The organism is Flavobacterium cucumis, from assembly GCF_900148835.1.
Taxonomy (GTDB): domain Bacteria; phylum Bacteroidota; class Bacteroidia; order Flavobacteriales; family Flavobacteriaceae; genus Flavobacterium; species Flavobacterium cucumis.
The window spans coordinates 536,097-553,715 of sequence record NZ_FRYK01000002.1; the positions used below are offsets into that span (position 1 = coordinate 536,097).

Annotated in this window: 11 protein-coding genes; 4 read left to right on the forward strand and 7 right to left on the reverse strand. The window is 31.4% G+C overall.

Translation table 11 applies throughout. The features are described from left to right. Positions 1-7: 7 nt before the first annotated feature. Together BUE95_RS08510 and BUE95_RS08515 are read right to left on the reverse strand one after the other, a co-directional pair. Positions 8-1,363, reverse strand: coding sequence for a UDP-N-acetylmuramate--L-alanine ligase (locus BUE95_RS08510; RefSeq protein ID WP_073583365.1), 1,356 nt, complete (start codon positions 1,361-1,363; stop codon positions 8-10). 71 nt (positions 1,364-1,434) lie between these two features. Then, complete coding sequence (locus BUE95_RS08515; RefSeq protein WP_073583367.1) at positions 1,435-2,124, reverse strand: tetratricopeptide repeat protein; 690 nt, start codon at positions 2,122-2,124, stop codon at positions 1,435-1,437. A 111-nt stretch (positions 2,125-2,235) separates the two neighbouring features. On the opposite strand from BUE95_RS08515, the gene BUE95_RS08520 reads away from it, so the two are divergent. Continuing rightward, positions 2,236-8,757 carry an alpha-2-macroglobulin family protein gene (locus BUE95_RS08520; RefSeq protein WP_073583369.1) on the forward strand — a complete coding sequence of 2,174 codons (6,522 nt, stop codon included), beginning with the start codon at positions 2,236-2,238 and terminating at the stop codon, positions 8,755-8,757. Positions 8,758-8,813: 56 nt separating this feature from the next. Here the strand turns inward: BUE95_RS08520 and BUE95_RS08525 are convergent, their stop codons facing one another. The 5 genes from BUE95_RS08525 to hpt form a co-directional block, all read right to left on the reverse strand. Beyond that, positions 8,814-10,961: a S46 family peptidase gene (locus BUE95_RS08525; RefSeq protein WP_073583371.1), complete on the reverse strand. Its 2,148-nt coding sequence runs from the start codon at positions 10,959-10,961 to the stop codon at positions 8,814-8,816. A 180-nt stretch (positions 10,962-11,141) separates the two neighbouring features. Then, the gene (obgE, locus tag BUE95_RS08530) at positions 11,142-12,152 is read right to left on the reverse strand and encodes a GTPase ObgE (protein WP_073583373.1); all 1,011 of its coding nucleotides are present in this window, start codon (positions 12,150-12,152) and stop codon (positions 11,142-11,144) included. Between the two features lie 138 nt (positions 12,153-12,290). After that, positions 12,291-13,514 (reverse strand): hemolysin family protein, encoded by a 1,224-nt coding sequence (locus BUE95_RS08535; protein ID WP_234977646.1) that lies wholly within the window; start codon positions 13,512-13,514, stop codon positions 12,291-12,293. Between the two features lie 170 nt (positions 13,515-13,684). Further along, complete coding sequence (locus tag BUE95_RS13800; protein ID WP_073583377.1) at positions 13,685-14,257, reverse strand: adenylate kinase; 573 nt, start codon at positions 14,255-14,257, stop codon at positions 13,685-13,687. A gap of 51 nt (positions 14,258-14,308) precedes the next feature. Next, the gene (gene hpt, locus BUE95_RS13805) at positions 14,309-14,839 is read right to left on the reverse strand and encodes a hypoxanthine phosphoribosyltransferase (protein WP_073583379.1); all 531 of its coding nucleotides are present in this window, start codon (positions 14,837-14,839) and stop codon (positions 14,309-14,311) included. Between the two features lie 109 nt (positions 14,840-14,948). On the opposite strand from hpt, the gene BUE95_RS08550 reads away from it, so the two are divergent. The 3 genes from BUE95_RS08550 (at position 14,949) to purE (ending at position 17,614) form a co-directional block, all read left to right on the forward strand. Then, on the forward strand, positions 14,949-15,485 hold the full coding sequence (locus BUE95_RS08550) for a hypothetical protein (RefSeq protein WP_143165251.1): 537 nt from the start codon (positions 14,949-14,951) through the stop codon (positions 15,483-15,485). A 122-nt stretch (positions 15,486-15,607) separates the two neighbouring features. Further along, the gene (locus tag BUE95_RS08555) at positions 15,608-16,786 is read left to right on the forward strand and encodes a 5-(carboxyamino)imidazole ribonucleotide synthase (RefSeq protein ID WP_073583536.1); all 1,179 of its coding nucleotides are present in this window, start codon (positions 15,608-15,610) and stop codon (positions 16,784-16,786) included. Positions 16,787-17,131: 345 nt separating this feature from the next. Further along, on the forward strand, positions 17,132-17,614 hold the full coding sequence (gene purE / locus BUE95_RS08560; protein ID WP_073583537.1) for a 5-(carboxyamino)imidazole ribonucleotide mutase: 483 nt from the start codon (positions 17,132-17,134) through the stop codon (positions 17,612-17,614). Positions 17,615-17,619: the final 5 nt, after the last annotated feature.

The window sequence follows — 17,619 nt, forward strand, 5'->3', positions numbered from 1 at the left end:
ATATTGACTAATTGATTAACCCTTTTACCTCATCAAAATTCAATCCGCCGTAATTTCCTGAACTCATTAATAATAAAGCTGAATTTTCTAAATTTTGACTGAATAAAAAGTCTTTGAACTCGGTTGGATTGGTGTAAATGATTAAATCTTCTCTTTGGAACGATTGTGCAATTTGGTCATAAGTTACTTCCTCCAAACGTTTGATTTTAACCGCATCTGGTGAATAGAAAACAACGGCAACATCGGCCGCGTCTAAAGCACCTTGGTATTCTTTTAAGAACTCAGCATTTAAACTGCTGTAGGTGTGCAATTCTAAACAAGCGATTACTTTTCTATCTGGATATTGAGCTTTTACCGCTTTTGTGGTAGCTGAAACTTTACTTGGTGAGTGTGCAAAATCTTTATACGCAACTTTATTAGCACTTTCGGCAATTTTTTCTAAACGTTTAGAAGCACCTTTGAAACTGGCGATGGCTTCGTAAAATTCAGCTTCGTCCACACCCATGCATTGGCAAATCCATTTGGCGCCAGCTAAGTTACTTAGATTATGTGCGCCGAAAACTTCAATTGGCATAGGACCTTCTGGCGTATCTAATAACGTAGTTCCGTTTTCAACGGTGTAACTTGGAGTTTGATACGCAATTTTTCGGATTGGATTTTCGGTTCCTTCGGCTACTGCTTTTACTGCTTCGTCTTCTTCGTTATAGACTAAAATTCCGCCACGCGTGATTTGGTTGGCAAAAATTCTAAATTGTTCTACATAATTATCAAACGTTGGAAACACATTGATATGATCCCAAGCAATTCCCGACAACAAAGCAATATTCGGTTGATACAAATGGAATTTTGGTCGCAAATCTATTGGAGAAGTTAAATATTCATCACCTTCCAAAACAATAAAATCATTGTCTTCGGTTAAATGCACCATCGTATCAAAACCTTCTAATTGGGCTCCCACCATATAATCCACTTCGATATTGTGATAATGCATTACGTGTAAAATCATCGAAGTAATTGTCGTTTTTCCATGTGAACCACCAATCACCACTCGGGTTTTGTTTTTAGATTGCTCGTATAAAAATTCGGGATACGAATATATTTTCAACCCTAATTCTTGTGCTTTCAATAATTCAGGATTATCAGCTTTTGCATGCATTCCTAAAATAATTGCTTCGATATCGGTTGTGATTTTTTCAGGAAACCAACCTTCTTCTGCTGGCAACAACCCTTTTTTCTCTAAACGTGATTTGGATGGTTCGAAAATAGCATCATCACTACCTGTTACGTGATATCCCTTATTGTGTAAGGCCAATGCTAAGTTGTGCATCGCTGCTCCGCCTATTGCTATGAAATGTGTACGCATTTTGAAATTCCAATATTTAAAAATCCAAATTCCAAACGTGAGCCGAATTGGAATTTGGAATTTGATTTTTATTATTTTTTCTCGAATTCAGTTTTTAACTTATTCGCTTTTGCTTTATCTTTTAACTTATTTAAATATAAGTCATATAATTTTTCGAAAGTAGTTTTTGAATTACCAATTTCGTGTGCTTTTTTATAATGGATTTCCGCTTTCGCATAGCGACTGAAATACACATCAATATATCCTTTTGCTAAATAACCATCGACTTTTGAAAGTACCATTAATTCATCGGCATATTTTTGAGCTTTTTTCTCGCTTCCGCCAATTATTCCCGGTAATTCCAAGTATAGCATAACCAATGCCCAGCGTGCACCAATATGCTTTTTATCTAAGTTTGCTGCTGTATTGAAAGCTTTTTCAATATCATCAACCATTCCTAATGCTTTAAATTTATTAGCAGATCGTGCCAACATACCTAGAGAACCACCATATTTGTACCAATATTCTGCATTTTTAGGATGTATTTCAATTAGCTTTTTGTAGTAATATTGACCTTCTTCCCAATTGTTTAGAAAACCTCCAATATCGCCCAAATATTCCATAGTCTTAATATGATTAGACTGTGATTTTAGATGCGACAGAAGTAGTGGTTTTGCCTCATTATATTTTTTTTGAAAAAACAATTTTTCTGCCTTTTCAAACGTTGATTGTGAAAAGACTGAAAACGAAAATATTAGAAAAAAGATTTGGATAGTTTTCATCTTTCAAAAATACTAAATTGATTTTAGTTAATTTTACTTACAAATAATTTATTTTCATAAATTCCCAACCATTTACTGATTTCTAAACTCTATTATTAAAAACATTATATTATGCGTAAAATAGTATTCCTATTAATTTTAATTAATTCCTTTAATTTATTTGCTCAATACGAAGATAAATGGAAAGAGGTATATCAGTTTGAGCTCGAAGGTAAAATAAAATCCGCTCAAGAAAGGGTTGAAGAAATTTATAAAAAAGCAAAGCGTAAAAAGGATGAAATTCAAATCATAAAATGTTTTTTTTATCAATCAAAATTCGAACAAGTTTTTGATGAAAAAGCACAAACTATAATCATAAATAATGTTCAGAAAGAAATTAATGAAGCGAAACCTGTTTCAAAAGCTCTTTTAAGTTTTATATACATAACCATTTTAGAAGATTACTATAAAAATAATTATGGTATCATCAAAAACAGAACCAACATAGAAACAAAAAAAAGCAAAGATTTTTTAACATGGACTGTTATTGATTTTAGTAAAGAAATTAATCAATATTATGAGCATCTATTGGTAAATGAAAAGGAATTAAGAGAAACAAATATTAAAATTTATAATGCTATTTTTGATATTTCACCAAGTGTAGATATAAAAAATTACTCTATTTATGATTTTCTAGCTCAAAAAAAAGGCAACTATTTAAAGTCTAAAATTACTTCATGGAAACAAAAAAAATCTAGTGATTTTGAAAAAGAATTAGAAACTTTTTATGATAAACCAGAAGTTTTTGTGAAATACGATACAAAAAAATTACAAGACAAAAACTTTAGAAAATTAATTTCATTTTTACAGAATAATGAAAAATATTATTTAGAACAAAATAATTATGAAAAATTAGATTTTGCTTACTTTGAAAGACTGAAATATGTTAGAGAATCTATTTGGAATGAAGAATATTATCTTGACAAAGTTGAAGATATAGAAAAATCAACAACCAATATTTTTCTAAAACAATTTTTACGAATTGAAAGATTAAAATATTATCAAACGAAAACCTTTAAAAATGGTGAAATTAATTTATATAATAATGCCTTAGCGCTTGTTGATACAATTTTAAACACAAAAGTTAACATTAATGCTCTTGCTGAAGCTGAAAATATTAAACTTGAAATTCTAAAAAAATCATTATCAGTTTCGATTCCAAAAACCAGTTATTCTGAACAAAATACAAGAGCTTTTATAAATTTTAAGAATGTTGATTCCATAACTATCTCCTATTTTGAGTTCCCTCAAAAATGGAATTATGTTTTTAAAAATTATTACTATTCAACTTCTGAAAAATGGATGAATAAAGACTCGATTATTCAAACTTTTGTTAAAAATAACAAACCATTAAAATCACAAAAAATCAAACTCCCTAATAAGCACGACTATTTTGAATATTCAACTGAAATTTTATTAGAAAAATTAAACCTTGGTAATTACTTAGTTTACGTTGAAACAAAAAACGATTCTGTTTCTAAAGAAAAAGTATATGCTTATGATAAAATTACAGTAACAAACATGTATGTAATTGAAGATGATGAAAACAACAAAGACACCTTTTATATTTATGATAGAAAAACTGGTAAGCCATTAGAAAATGTATTGATATCAAGTGAAGATGAAAAAACTAAAACCAATACAAACGGAAGTGCTTTCTTAAAACACAAAAAAAGAAAAAAAGACTACAAGTATAATTCTGAAGTTTCTATAATATCAAATGCTGATTCATTAAACATAAATTATGATAGAGATTTCTTAATTGATCCTTCTGAAGAATTTGAAGATGACTATGAAAATTGGGAAGCAAAAGCAATGGTTTATTTTGACCGTTCTATTTACAGGCCAGGACAAAAAATGTATTATAAAGGTATAATTATACAAAAAAAAGACAAGGTAAAAAGTGTTGTTCCTTTTGTTACTGTACAAGTATCTATTAGAGATGTGAATAACACAATTTTAAAAGAATTTGATGTTCAAACAAATGAATATGGTAGTTTTTCAGGAGAATTTGATATTCCAAAAAACACCTTAACGGGATCATTTAGCATAGAAATTGACGAACCAGATGATTATAAGCAAGATTCAAAATACTACGATAAAAAAGAAGAAGAACATAAATTTTGGGATAATGTTGATTTTGAAAGTTACACCGATTTTGATTTCAAAGTAGAGGAATACAAACGCCCAACATTTGAGGTAACTTTTGATGAAATTAAAGAAAATTACACTATTGGTGATTCCATTAAAATAACAGGTAATGCAAAAGCGTTAGCAGGCAACAATCTAACTAATGCTAAAGTTACTTATTCAATTACAAAAAGCGGCTACAGCAAAACGAGAAGCATTCCACATCAAGAAAATTATATAATTTCAGACACTAAAACGGATGAAAACGGAAATTTCAAAATTTTATTTTCAGCAACAGAACCATCCATTTCTAACGAGGAAATAAATTCATTAACTTACACAATAAAAGTTGATGTAACTGATATTCAAGGAGAAACTAGAGAGGCTTCAAAAACAGTACGAGTTAGTCAAGAAATGCTACAACTAAATCTTTCAGTACAACGAGAGTTATTTGTTGAAGATTTAAATAAAATTCAAATCACTACAACTACTTTGAATAATTTTCCAATTGAAGCTAAAGGAAGTCTTAAAATTTATGAGCTGAAAAACAAAAAATTCTTAAAAAACAGAGAAAATCCAATACCAGAAATTCAAGTTATTCCAAGAGACGAATTTCAAAAATTGTTTCCTCACGAACCTTATGAGAACTCTGATACAGAGCAACAAGAGGTATTAATAAAAACAATTCCTTTTGACACCAAAATAGCTAAAGAAATAACATTAGACTTTTTAAAAAGCTATAGAAATACAGAATTCAAAATTATCGCAGAAGCTTATGATATTAAAAACAATTTAATCTCAGATGAAACAGTATTTAATGTAAAATCAAAACAACATCCTTATTCAGAAAAAGAGTTATTTACATATAAAGATATTTCGGAACCTGAATCAAAACAATACACTATTGAAATACATTCTATAATTCCGAACTTATATATAACTTCTCGTTTTTATGTTGATGAAAACCCAGTTAATGAAGTAAAAACCATTCAATTAGTTAACGGCAAAGGAATTTTCAAATTTGATAAAAACAGTACATTTAAAAACAATCTCACTTTTCATTTTTCAAGTGTTTGGGAAAATGATGGCTATGAAAAATTCTATCAAATTAATAGTGAAAGTATAGAAAACACATTGCAATTTGAAATTGAAAGCATAAGAAACAAAATTGAACCAGGAAGCATTGAAAATTGGTCATTTAAAGTAATCAATCAAAAACTTGAAACCGAAATTCTTGCAAGTATGTATGATAGCTCCTTAGATCAATTTTCAAATGACTTTTGGAATAGCCTAAGTTTTAGAGAGTATAATTCATATCATAGAACTCCAGTAATGAAAAACTATAATGAATCTGTTAATTTAAATTTCTACAATTTTAAAATCCAAAAAAATTACTTTGCAATTTATGAAAGAGACCCAGAACTATACTGGTTTGGATTTTATTTTAGCGACCCAAAAAATTATACTGTTCAAAAAAATTATCAGAAAAAAATCTATTATTATTTTGGAATACCAAAAAATGCAAAGTTAATTTCTGGAATTGTACAAGATGAACTTGGACCTATTGCAGGAGCAAATGTACACATCAAAGGAACCAACAGAGGCACTACAACCGATTTTGATGGAGAATTTTCTATTGAGGCGGCTAAAGGAGAAATTATTGTAGTCAGTTATACAGGTAAAAAATCAGAAGAAATAACTATAGAACAAGCAAAAAATCTAGAAATTAGCTTAAATGATGATGTAGTCTCTGGATCAGAAGTTGTTGTTACAGGATATGGAAAAACGACAAAAGAAGCTCACGTAGGAACAGCCACATCTTATAATCGTGAAAACTCATTTGACGATGACGGTTATTTATCTCAGGCACTAAGAGGTAAAATTGCAGGAGTTTCCGTAAAAAATGACACGCTATCAAATGGAAGAATTATGATTAGAGGCTTTGGTTCTGTAAACGGAAACAAAAATCCACTATATATTATTGATGGCGTTCCTGTTTCTGGAGATGCTTTGAATATAGACCCAAATAATATTGAATCATTAAATATTTTAAAAGATGCAGCTGCAACATCTATCTATGGTTCAAAAGGTGCAAATGGAGTTATTTTAATTACTACGAAAAACGCTATTAAAGAGTTAGCGCAAGTTAAAACGAGAAGTAATTTTAACGAAACGGCTTTCTTTTATCCTCATATTAAAACAGATCGTAATGGGGAATTTTCTTTCCAATTTACCACTCCCGAATCCTTAACCAAATGGAAATTACGCCTATTAGGTCATAATAAAAATTCGGAATCTGGCTATTTTGAATCGAGTATTATTTCACAAAAAGATGTTATGATTCAAACTAATATGCCGCGATTTGTTAGGGAAAAAGATGAAATTACGTTAACAGCAAAAGTGGTCAATTTAACTCATGAAGTAAAATCTGGTAATGCTATGTTATTGCTATTTGATGCAACCAATATGCAACCGATTGATGCAATTGCAAAAAATAATTCCAATGTAAAAGCATTTAATTGTAACTCAAAAGAAAGTGTTCCTGTAAGTTGGACAATTACAATTCCTGAAGGTGTTCAAGGATTACAATATAAAATCGTAGCCAAATCAGGTAATTTTTCTGATGGTGAAGAAAATATTTTACCCGTAATGAGTAATAAAGTTTTACTTACGGAAAGTATTCCGATTTGGGTTAAAGGAAATTCTAAAAAAGAATATGTATTTGATAACCTTACAAACAATGATTCTAAAACTTTAAAAAACCATTTATTTACTTTAGAATATACTTCAAACCCAACATGGCTTGCACTTCAATCCTTACCCTATTTAATGGAATACGAACATGAATGTGCCGAACAAATTTTCTCAAGATATTATGGAAACTTTATCGCTACTGAAATTATTTCAAGTAATCCCAAAATAGCTTCTTTGTTTGAGTCATGGAAAAACAATCCAAAAGCGGTTTCAAAACTTACTCAAAACGAAGAATTAAAATCTATTGTTTTAAATGAAACGCCATGGTTATTAGATGTCGAAAGTGAAGAACTAAAAAACAAACGTTTGGCGCTTTTAATGGATTTGAACACCATGAAAGAATCACAAGACAAGACCATTAAAAAAATGGAAGAAAAGCAATTAGCTTCTGGCGGATTTGCATGGTTTGATGGCGGAGAGGAAAATATTTTCATCTCCCAACATATTGTTTCTGGATTTGGACATTTAAGCAAACTATTTCCTGAAAAAAAATCGGAATTTAAAAATATTACATCAAAAGCAATTCCTTATTTAGATAGTAAATATATTAGTCAAAGTACGCTTAAAAATGATCGTATAAATTATTTCATTTATTCAAATTTACATTATTTATATGCCAGAAGTTTCTATTTAGAAGAGTTTCCAATTTCTAAAAAAATTGATTCTATTATTAACATTCAAAAAGTAGAGTTTAAAGCCAATTGGTTAAATTATTCTTTATACCAAAAAGGATTATTAGCTTTAACGATGAATCGATTTGGTGATAAAAAATTCGCAGAGAAAATCATTTCAAATTTAAAAGAAACAGTAGCTCGAAATGATGATTTTGGCATGTATTGGATTGAAAATAAAAATGGCTATTATTGGTACCAATCGGCTATAGAAACTCAAGCTTTACTAATAGAAGCTTTTTCTGAAATAGAAAAAGACAAAAAGTTTGTAGATGAAATGAAAGTTTGGCTGTTAAAACAAAAACAATTAAAACATTGGCCTACAACAAAAGCCACAACCGAAGCCATTTATGCGCTATTATTACAAGGAACCGACTGGACAAGTATAAAAGATAATACCAAATTTAAAATTGGAAACGAAAAAGTATTATCAAAAAAATTATCCGAAAAAGATAAAGATGCAAATACGGGTTACATAAAAATGAATTGGAAACCTGATGAAATTTCAAAAGAAATTGGACAAATATCCGTTGAAAACAAATCGGATGTAGCTGGTTTTGGCGGCTTATATTTGCAATATTTTGAAGATTTAGAAGCAATAAAATCGGATAGTACCTCAGCGCTATCGATTACAAAAAAACTTTATAAAAAAATCAAAACTTCAGAAGGAGAAAAACTTGTCGACATAAATTCTGAAAATGTAAAAATTGGTGATTTAATTACTATTCGAATCATAATAAAAACCGAAAATGATTTAGAATTTGTTCATTTGAAAGATTTAAGAGCAGCTTGTTTTGAACCTGTTGATGTAATTTCGAAATACGAATGGAAAAATGGCATTAGTTATTACCGAAGTACAAAAGATGTTGCAACTCATTTCTTTTTTGATAAAATTAAAACTGGAACTTACGTTTTTGAATATGATGTTAGAGTAAATAATTCAGGAATATTTAATGACGGAATTGCAACTATTCAAAGCATGTATGCTCCAGAATTCTCGAGTCATTCAACAAATACGAAACTAAGCATTCAAAAGTAAGCCATAAAAAAAGTCCCGATTTAATCGGGACGTTTCTATTTATATTGATTTGGAAATTACTTAACAACAGTCATTTCATCCACAATGTGTTTCGCTCCTGAGAAATTCTCAATTACCCATAAAACGTAACGAATATCAACGTTGATTGTTCTTTGTAATTTTTTGTCAAAGATTACGTCACCAGCCATAGCTTCGATGTTTCCATCAAATGCTAAACCGATTAACTCACCTTTTCCGTTTAATACTGGCGAACCTGAATTTCCACCTGTAATATCGTTGTCCGTTAAGAAATTTACGTGTAAAGAACCATCTTTATCAGCATAACGACCAAAGTCTTTAGCGGCGTTCATTTGTAATACTCTTTCTGGTAAATCAAATTCTAAATCACCTTTCTTGTATTTTTTAACTTGACCTGCTAAGGTAGTGTAGTTGTTAATTGTGGCATCATTACGTTTGTCTGCTGGTAAAGAACGAACTTTCCCATAAGTTAAACGTAATGTAGAGTTTGCATCTGGATATTTAATTTCACCAATTTTAGATTCTCTCAAACCTTCAACTAATAAACGGAAAGAAGCACCAAAATCGTTTTGAGATTGAATCAATTCTTCACTTCTAAAAGTATAGTGATTTAACAAATCATTCGTCAATACATAAAGTGGATCGTTTTTAAGTAATTCTTCAGATGGTAAATCTAAGAAAGCTTTTACTCTATCAACGGAAGTAAAAATACTTAAATCGAATGCTGCATTTACATATTTTGTAAAGTCTCCATTATTTTCTGCGGCTAATTTCTCAACCATAGGAGCTAATTTATATCCTGCTTTTTTAGTATATAAATTTAATTGAGCTGTTAAAATGTCTTTTTCAGCTGGAATATGTAATTCACTGTGCATTCCTTGAGCCATTTCTAAAATAGCTGGAGCCATTTGCGCTCTCTTAGTTGCATCTGCTTTAGCATAGTTTTCCAACTGTCTTCCTAAACCTCTGCTCACTGTTCCAAAAGCAGAAGTTCTAAACAATTGCATCATATAGTTATCATGACGCGATTTTTCATTTGTTAAAGCATAATATTTGTTGATTGTAGGAACTACATTACCATATTTTGATTTATTCTCAGGTTTATTAGCCCATTTATGGAATTTAGCCTCTTGAGCTGCTTTTGTTTTAGCTGTACCAAACTTAGTTAGTGCATCAATCATTCCTTGACGGTTTTTCCAATAATTAGCTACACCAGCAAATTTTGAAGCATAAATTAAGTTTAAAGCATCAGACTGAACCATGTATTTTTTCATGTTGTCCATACCTACTTTTGAACCTTCTACCCAAGCTGGGTAAGCAAATTTTACGTTTTGCTCAATTCCACCTGCTGGCATCCAACGATTTGTTCTACCAGGATAACCTAAAATCATAGCAAAGTCATTTTCTTTAACGCCACCAATATTCACTGGTAAATGATGTTTTGGTTTTAATGGAACGTTGTTGGTTGAATAATCCGCTGGATTTCCATTTGCATCAGCATAAACTCTGAATAAAGAGAAATCAGCAGTGTGACGAGGCCACTCCCAGTTGTCTGTATCTCCACCAAATTTCCCTAAACTTTCCGGTGGCGTTCCTACTAAACGAACGTCTTTATAATCTTGGTAAACAAAATAGTAATATTCATTCCCTTGGAAAAATGGACGAACAGAAACGGTATATTTTCCGCCTTCATTATTTTCTTTTTCAATTTTAGCGATTTCAGCGTTGATAGCTTTCTCTCTATCTGCCTCACTCATACTTGGATTAACTACAGACAAAATTCTTTTTGAACAGTCATCCATACGCACGAAGAAACGCACATATAAACTCGAAGGTTTCAATTCCTCAGCTCTATTTTTAGCCCAATATCCATTTTTCAAATAATTTTTATCCGCTGAAGATAATTCTGCAATAGCATCATATCCACAATGATGATTTGTTAAAACTAATCCGTCTTTAGAAATCATCTCAGCAGTACATCCTCCATTGAATTGTACAATAGCATCTTTTAAACTGTGATTGTTGATGCTATAAATTTCATCGGCTGTTAATTGCAAGCCCATTTTTTGCATGTCGCGGTGATTTAAACGCTCAATGAACATTAAAAACCACATTCCTTCATCTGCCTTTACCGAAGCCGGCACAAGCATTATTGTAGAAATGATAAATAATAATAATTTTTTCATAATAAATCTGTGTTCTTTTGATTTGTGTGGCGAATATACTCAAAAATACGATTTCGTTAAAATTATCATTTCAAAATCAGTTTAGATTGAAGCAATTTTAACTTTTAATTATAATAATTGCATTAAAAACAAAAAAGCACCTTCAAATGGAGGTGCTTTTTCTAACTTTCTGAGATACTTTTATTTTTCTTCAGCATTCAACATTTGCCACAATTTATCCTTCAACTCTTGTAAACCTTGTTGTGCAACAGATGAAATAAACATATAAGGAGTTCCTTTTAATTCTTTATCCAATTGATTTTTCAATTCTACTTTTAATTCATCGTCCAACATATCACATTTTGAAATTACTACCAAACGATCTTTATCTAACATTTCTGGATTGTAACGACGCAATTCATCTAACAGAATTTCGTATTCCTTCTTAATATCATCGGCATCTGCAGGAACTAAAAACAACAAAGTCGAATTACGTTCAATATGTCGTAAGAAGTAATGCCCTAAACCTTTTCCTTCTGCTGCACCCTCAATAATTCCAGGTATATCAGCCATTACAAAGGATTGAAAATCTCTGTAAGCGACAATACCTAAATTTGGCTTTAAAGTAGTAAATGGATAATCCGCGATTTTAGGTTTAGCCGAAGTTAGAACAGAAAGCAAAGTTGATTTTCCTGCATTAGGAAAACCTACTAAACCAACATCTGCTAGAACTTTTAATTCTAATGTAACATCAACCTCTTTTACAGGCATACCAGGCTGAGCATAACGAGGTGTTTGATTAGTAGCACTTCTAAAGTGCCAATTTCCTAAACCTCCTTTTCCTCCTTCTGCTAAAATTCTCACCTCATCATGTCCTGTAATTTCAAACAAAACATCACCTGTTTCCTGATCTTTTACAACCGTTCCAAGTGGCACCTCGATATACCTATCTTCACCATCATGTCCTGTACTTCTTGAGCTTCCTCCATCACCTCCATGACCCGCACGAACGTGTTTCAAAAATTTTAAGTGGAATAAAGTCCAGAGATTTTTATTTCCCTTTATATATACGTGTCCTCCACGACCACCATCTCCACCATCAGGCCCACCTTTTTCAATAAATTTTTCTCTGTGTAAATGCGAAGACCCTTTCCCTCCTTTTCCGGAAGAAACATATATTTTTACGTAGTCTACAAAATTTCCCTCTGTCATCTTTTTTAGTGTTCAGTCATCAAAGCTAAGTGTTTCGCGATTTTAAAATCTAAAAATTTATTCTGATGACAATTTATGATTCTTAATGTGTACTATCTAGAAGTAATTCCTAAACACCAAACACTGAATTCCTAATTATTATTCTTTTAAATTGGTAATTAAAACTTTATCAATTTTAACACCGTCCATATCGATAACTTCAAACTCTAGTTTGTTCCAAATTAACTTTTGTCCTTGTTTTGGAATTATTCCTAATTCTGTTATGATTAATCCACTTACGGTTGTAACTTCATAATCTCCAATCAACTCATCCATATCAAAATAAGTTAAAAAATCGTGAAGTGAATAATGTCCATCAACTAACCACGAACCATCTTCTCTAGCCACTAATTTGAATTCATCTTCATAAAAATCAGCTGCATCTCCCACCAATGCTTCTAAAATATCATTTAAAGTAATAATCCCCTGAAAAACACCATGCTCATCTGTAACTAAAGCATAATGTACTTTTGATATTTTAAAATTTTCCAATGCTTTATAAGCAGAAGTATGCTCAATAAAATAAACCGGTTCTTGTTTTATTTTCTTTAAATCAAAATTTCCTTGCTCAAAACTAGCAAATAAATCTTTTAGTGAAACTATTCCTTCAACATCATCTAAATTATCTTCACAAACAGGATAAACCGAATGCAGTTCGTCTAAAACTTTTGCTTTAATTTCTTCAACAGAATCTTCATAAGACAAATAAACGATTGAATTTCGATGCGTCATTAACGAATTAACTTTTCTATCGCCAATATGAAAAACACGCTCTACTATATCTTGTTCTATTTCCTGAACTTCACCAACTTCTGTACCTTCTTTAATAATTGCCTTAATTTCCTCTTCTGTAACCTTTCCATCTGCAGTTGGCTTAATTTGAAAAATTTTCAATAAAAATTCAGTAGATGTAGTCAACAACCATATAAAGGGCATCGTGATGGTTGAAACCAACTTCATTGGAACTGCAACAGCTTTGGCAATTCCTTCTGGGAAGTTTAATCCAATTCTTTTTGGCAATAACTCGCCTAAAACTAAAGAGAAAAAGGTAAGAACTACGACAACAATTCCAACTGATATCGATTCTGAATAGGCCTCCAAATCTTCAAAACCCGCAATAAAATGCTGCACATCAGTAGTAATTTTATCTCCTGAATAAATACCCGTTAAAATTCCAATTAGAGTAATTCCAATTTGAACAGTTGATAAAAATTCGTTGGGTGAATTAGCCAAATCCAATGCCACTTTAGCATTTTTATTTCCCTTCTTAGCCGCTGTTTCTAATCTATTTTTACGCGCTGATATCAAAGCGATTTCTGACATCGAAAAAACTCCATTAAGGAGAATCAAAAAGAGTATGATTAAAATTTCCATAGTTAAAATTATAAAAAAAGAGCTAAAATCCCAAATTACGGAAATAGCTCCTTTTCTGTTTGCAAATATCGAAAAAAAAATCGAAAGCCCGAAATTTATCTCATCGGCTTGTTTGTATATTAAAAGGTATCTAAAACCAAACTCAATCTTTCCGTGACTTCTTCGATAGTTCCTATTCCATCAACTGCATAAAATTTATTTTGCGCTTTATAATAATCCATTAACGGCGCAGTTTTTTCATTGTATTCTTGATAACGATTTCTAATTTTTTCTTCATCTTGATCATCAGGTCTTCCTGAAGTTTTTCCTCTTTCTAATAAACGTTGCACTAAGATTTCATCATTAGCTTCTAAAGCAACTGTAGCCGTAATTTCTTGATTTTTATCTGCTAAAAACTCATCTAAAGCTTCTGCTTGCGCAATTGTTCTTGGAAAACCATCAAATAAAAAACCTGCAGCTTGAGGATTTTTATCCACTTCGCTTTGCAACATTTTTATAGTTACTTCATCAGGAACTAAATCCCCTTTATCCATAAACGTTTTGGCTAATCTTCCTAATTCTGTATCATTTTTTATATTAAATCTAAAAATATCACCTGTAGATAAATGTACTAAATTGTATTTGTGCTTTAAAAAATCGGCTTGCGTTCCTTTCCCTGCTCCTGGTTTACCAAATAATACGATATTGATCATTTTTATCTCGTTTGTTATTAGTTGTTATTTGTTTATTTTCAAGTTTAAAATCTATTCTGAAAGTTGGTAGATGTCTTTTAAATTCCTACCCAAACCATCGTAGTCTAAACCATATCCTACAATAAATTTATTAGGAATTCGAATCCCTACATAATCTAATTTAATATCTTTTGTGTAGGCTTCTGGTTTTAGAAATAAAGTAGCAATTTTGAAATGCTTCACATTGTGTTGTTTCATAATTGTCTTTAATTCTTCAATCGTATTTCCGGTATCTACAATGTCTTCCACGATAATTACAGAACGACCTTCTAAGCTTTGGTTCAAACCAATCAGTTCTTTTACTTCATTTGTAGTTTGCGTTCCTTCATACGAAGCCATTTTTACAAACGAAACTTCGCAATTATGACTGTATTTTTTTAATAAATCAGCTACTACCATGAAAGCGCCATTCAACACTCCAATAAAAACAGGCACATCATCGCAAAAATCGTCTTCAATTTGTTTTACCATGTTTTCGATGGCGAAGTTAATTTCCTCTCCCGAGATAAAAACTTCAAATTTTTTATCGTGTAGTTGTATCACTTTTAGTTAGCTTTAGAAATAAACAACAAATTTAAGAAAGTCAAATGAATAGCTACAAAGTATTTCAACTTTTTTGCAAATTTGATATATTTACCAAATGAAAAGCCAAATGTATCAGAAAATCGAAGCAAGTACTTGCCATGTTGTTAGCCGAAAAATGGTGAGTAATTTTGCTATGAAAGATGAAAAAAATCTTAGCGAAATGATTGAACTAGCTTTTGACATCAAAAATGAATTACATGTAAAAGCGTTTTGGAGTTTAGATTTAGTTTGTGAAAAGAAATTAAAACAATTTGTTCCTTATATAGAAGATTTCTGCGCTATTCTTCCAAAAATAAAAGATGATTCAGCATTGCGACCAGCGACTAAAATCGCTTATTTTCTTACCAAAAGTAATCATCGAAAAAACGGCATTTCTCTCACACAAGAACAAGAACACAATTTAATAGAAGCCCTGATTGACCGTTTAATTCAAGACGAAAAAGTAGCAGCAAAAGTGTATGCTATGAAAGCACTTTTTGTTTTAGGCAAGAAATACGATTGGGTTCACGAAGAATTAAAAATGATAATTGAACAAGATTATTCGAATCATTCTGCGGCTTACCAAGCGGCGACGAGAAACCTCTTGAAAAAACTCAACAAGTAGTATTTTCTGAATTCTAAATTCTGAATTCTAAATTCTTACTCTTATCTTTGCGCAAACAACAACACACATGACTCGAGCGAAGCGACCGCATGAGACAAATAAAAAACAATAACTACGACGAAATGAATTATTTTTCTTCTGATTTTAAATTAGGAATTTTAGGAGGCGGTCAATTAGGGAAAATGCTTTTGACTGAAACTCGAAAATTCGACATCCAAACTTTAGTTTTAGAACCAAGTGAAGAAGCACCAGCACGATACAGTTGCAACGGATTTTACAAAGGCAGTTTAATGGATTTTGATACGGTGTACCAGTTTGGTAAAATGGTCAACTTATTAACCATCGAAATCGAAAATGTAAATCTAGACGCTTTAGATAAATTGGAAGAAGAAGGATTACCAATTTACCCTTCACCAAAAACTTTACGTTTAATTCAAAACAAAGGAAAACAAAAAGATTATTACGTTTCAAACGACATTCCTACTTCGCCACATCAACGATTTGTTGATTTAAACGACTTAAGAAATGCTTTAGCAAAAGACGAATTAGAATTCCCATTCGTTTGGAAATGTGCGCAGTTTGGATATGATGGAAATGGTGTTAAAATTTGTCGCTCTGCATTAGACTTGGTAAAATTACCCGATGTAGAATGTATTGCTGAAGAAATGGTTCCATTTAAAAATGAGTTGGCGGTGATTGTAGCGCGTTCGGTTTCTGGAGAAGTAAAAACCTATCCAGTGGTAGAAATGGAATTTCATCCTGAGGCCAATCAAGTAGAATATGTAATTTGTCCAGCACGTATTGATGAAAAAGTAGCACAAAAAGCTACCGAAGTTGCTTTGAAAGTTTCAGAAGCGTTTCATCATGTTGGATTGTTAGCAGTAGAAATGTTCCAAACGGAAAATGATGAAATTTTAGTAAACGAAGTCGCTCCTCGCCCGCATAATTCTGGACATTATTCGATTGAAGCGAGTTATACTTCGCAATTTGAAAATCATTTACGTGCGATTTTAAACTTACCTTTAGGAAATACCGATAGTAAAGTTGCCGGAATTATGGTAAATTTGGTAGGTGAAGAAGGTTTTTCTGGACAAGTAGTTTACGAAAACATAGAAAAAATCATGGCAATTAATGGCGTAACACCTCACATTTACGGAAAAAGAGAAACACGCCCTTTCCGAAAAATGGGACACGTTACAATTGTAAATGAAGACATGACAGAAGCAAGAAGAATTGCAGAGGAAGTGAAGAATTCAATTAGAGTTATTAGTAGCCCCCTAACCCCCAAAGGGGGAATTTAAAACCGAATTGAAAATGACAAAAAAGATTTTACATATTATTTTTTATTCGACAATTTTGTTTTGTATTTTGTCGTTTATATCTTTTCTGTTTTCTTTGGTTTTTAATACTATAAATAGAACTTCTCCTAATTTAAAAATTGGATTTCCACTAAATTATTATAATCAACTAGCATTCAGTGACAATTGTAATGGGATTGATTTATTACACGGTTCAAATTTTAAAAATTTCATTTTAAATTATATAATTTGTTTTTTAACAATTTTAATTTTAAGAATAAAACTAACAAAAAAAATAAACCCTACTCACCCCTAGTAGGAATTCCCCCTTTGGGGGTTAGGGGGCTAATTATGAAAGTAGCCATAATAATGGGCAGCATTTCGGACATGCCGGTAATGCAAGAAGCCATCGACATATTAAAAGGATTTGATATCGAAACCGAAGTAGATATTGTTTCGGCTCATCGTACACCTGAAAAATTATTTGATTTCAGTAAAAATGCACACGAAAGAGGCATTTCAGTAATTATTGCTGGTGCTGGTGGTGCGGCTCATCTACCTGGAATGGTTGCTTCTATGTCGCCGCTTCCTGTTATTGGTGTTCCAGTGAAATCTAGTAATTCTATTGATGGTTGGGATTCGGTTTTATCGATTTTACAAATGCCTGGTGGAGTTCCTGTAGCAACAGTTGCCTTAAACGGAGCTAAAAATGCCGGAATCTTAGCAGCACAAATTATAGGAAGTAATGACAAATGCGTGTTAGACAAAATCATTACTTACAAAGAAGGATTAAAACAAGCCGTCTTAAAAGCTTCGGAAGGATTAAAATAAAACAG

Bases quoted from the DNA above. Each gene is read 5' to 3' on its own strand.
- BUE95_RS08510 (WP_073583365.1), bottom strand. From the start codon at position 1,363: ATGCGTACACATTTCATAGCAATAGGCGGAGCAGCGATGCACAACTTA.
- BUE95_RS13800 (WP_073583377.1), bottom strand. From the start codon at position 14,257: ATGATCAATATCGTATTATTTGGTAAACCAGGAGCAGGGAAAGGAACG.
- BUE95_RS08515 (WP_073583367.1), bottom strand. From the start codon at position 2,124: ATGAAAACTATCCAAATCTTTTTTCTAATATTTTCGTTTTCAGTCTTT.
- BUE95_RS08520 (WP_073583369.1), top strand. From the start codon at position 2,236: ATGCGTAAAATAGTATTCCTATTAATTTTAATTAATTCCTTTAATTTA.
- BUE95_RS08525 (WP_073583371.1), bottom strand. From the start codon at position 10,961: ATGAAAAAATTATTATTATTTATCATTTCTACAATAATGCTTGTGCCG.
- obgE (WP_073583373.1), bottom strand. From the start codon at position 12,152: ATGACAGAGGGAAATTTTGTAGACTACGTAAAAATATATGTTTCTTCC.
- BUE95_RS08555 (WP_073583536.1), top strand. From the start codon at position 15,608: ATGAATTATTTTTCTTCTGATTTTAAATTAGGAATTTTAGGAGGCGGT.
- BUE95_RS08550 (WP_143165251.1), top strand. From the start codon at position 14,949: ATGTATCAGAAAATCGAAGCAAGTACTTGCCATGTTGTTAGCCGAAAA.
- BUE95_RS08535 (WP_234977646.1), bottom strand. From the start codon at position 13,514: ATGTCAGAAATCGCTTTGATATCAGCGCGTAAAAATAGATTAGAAACA.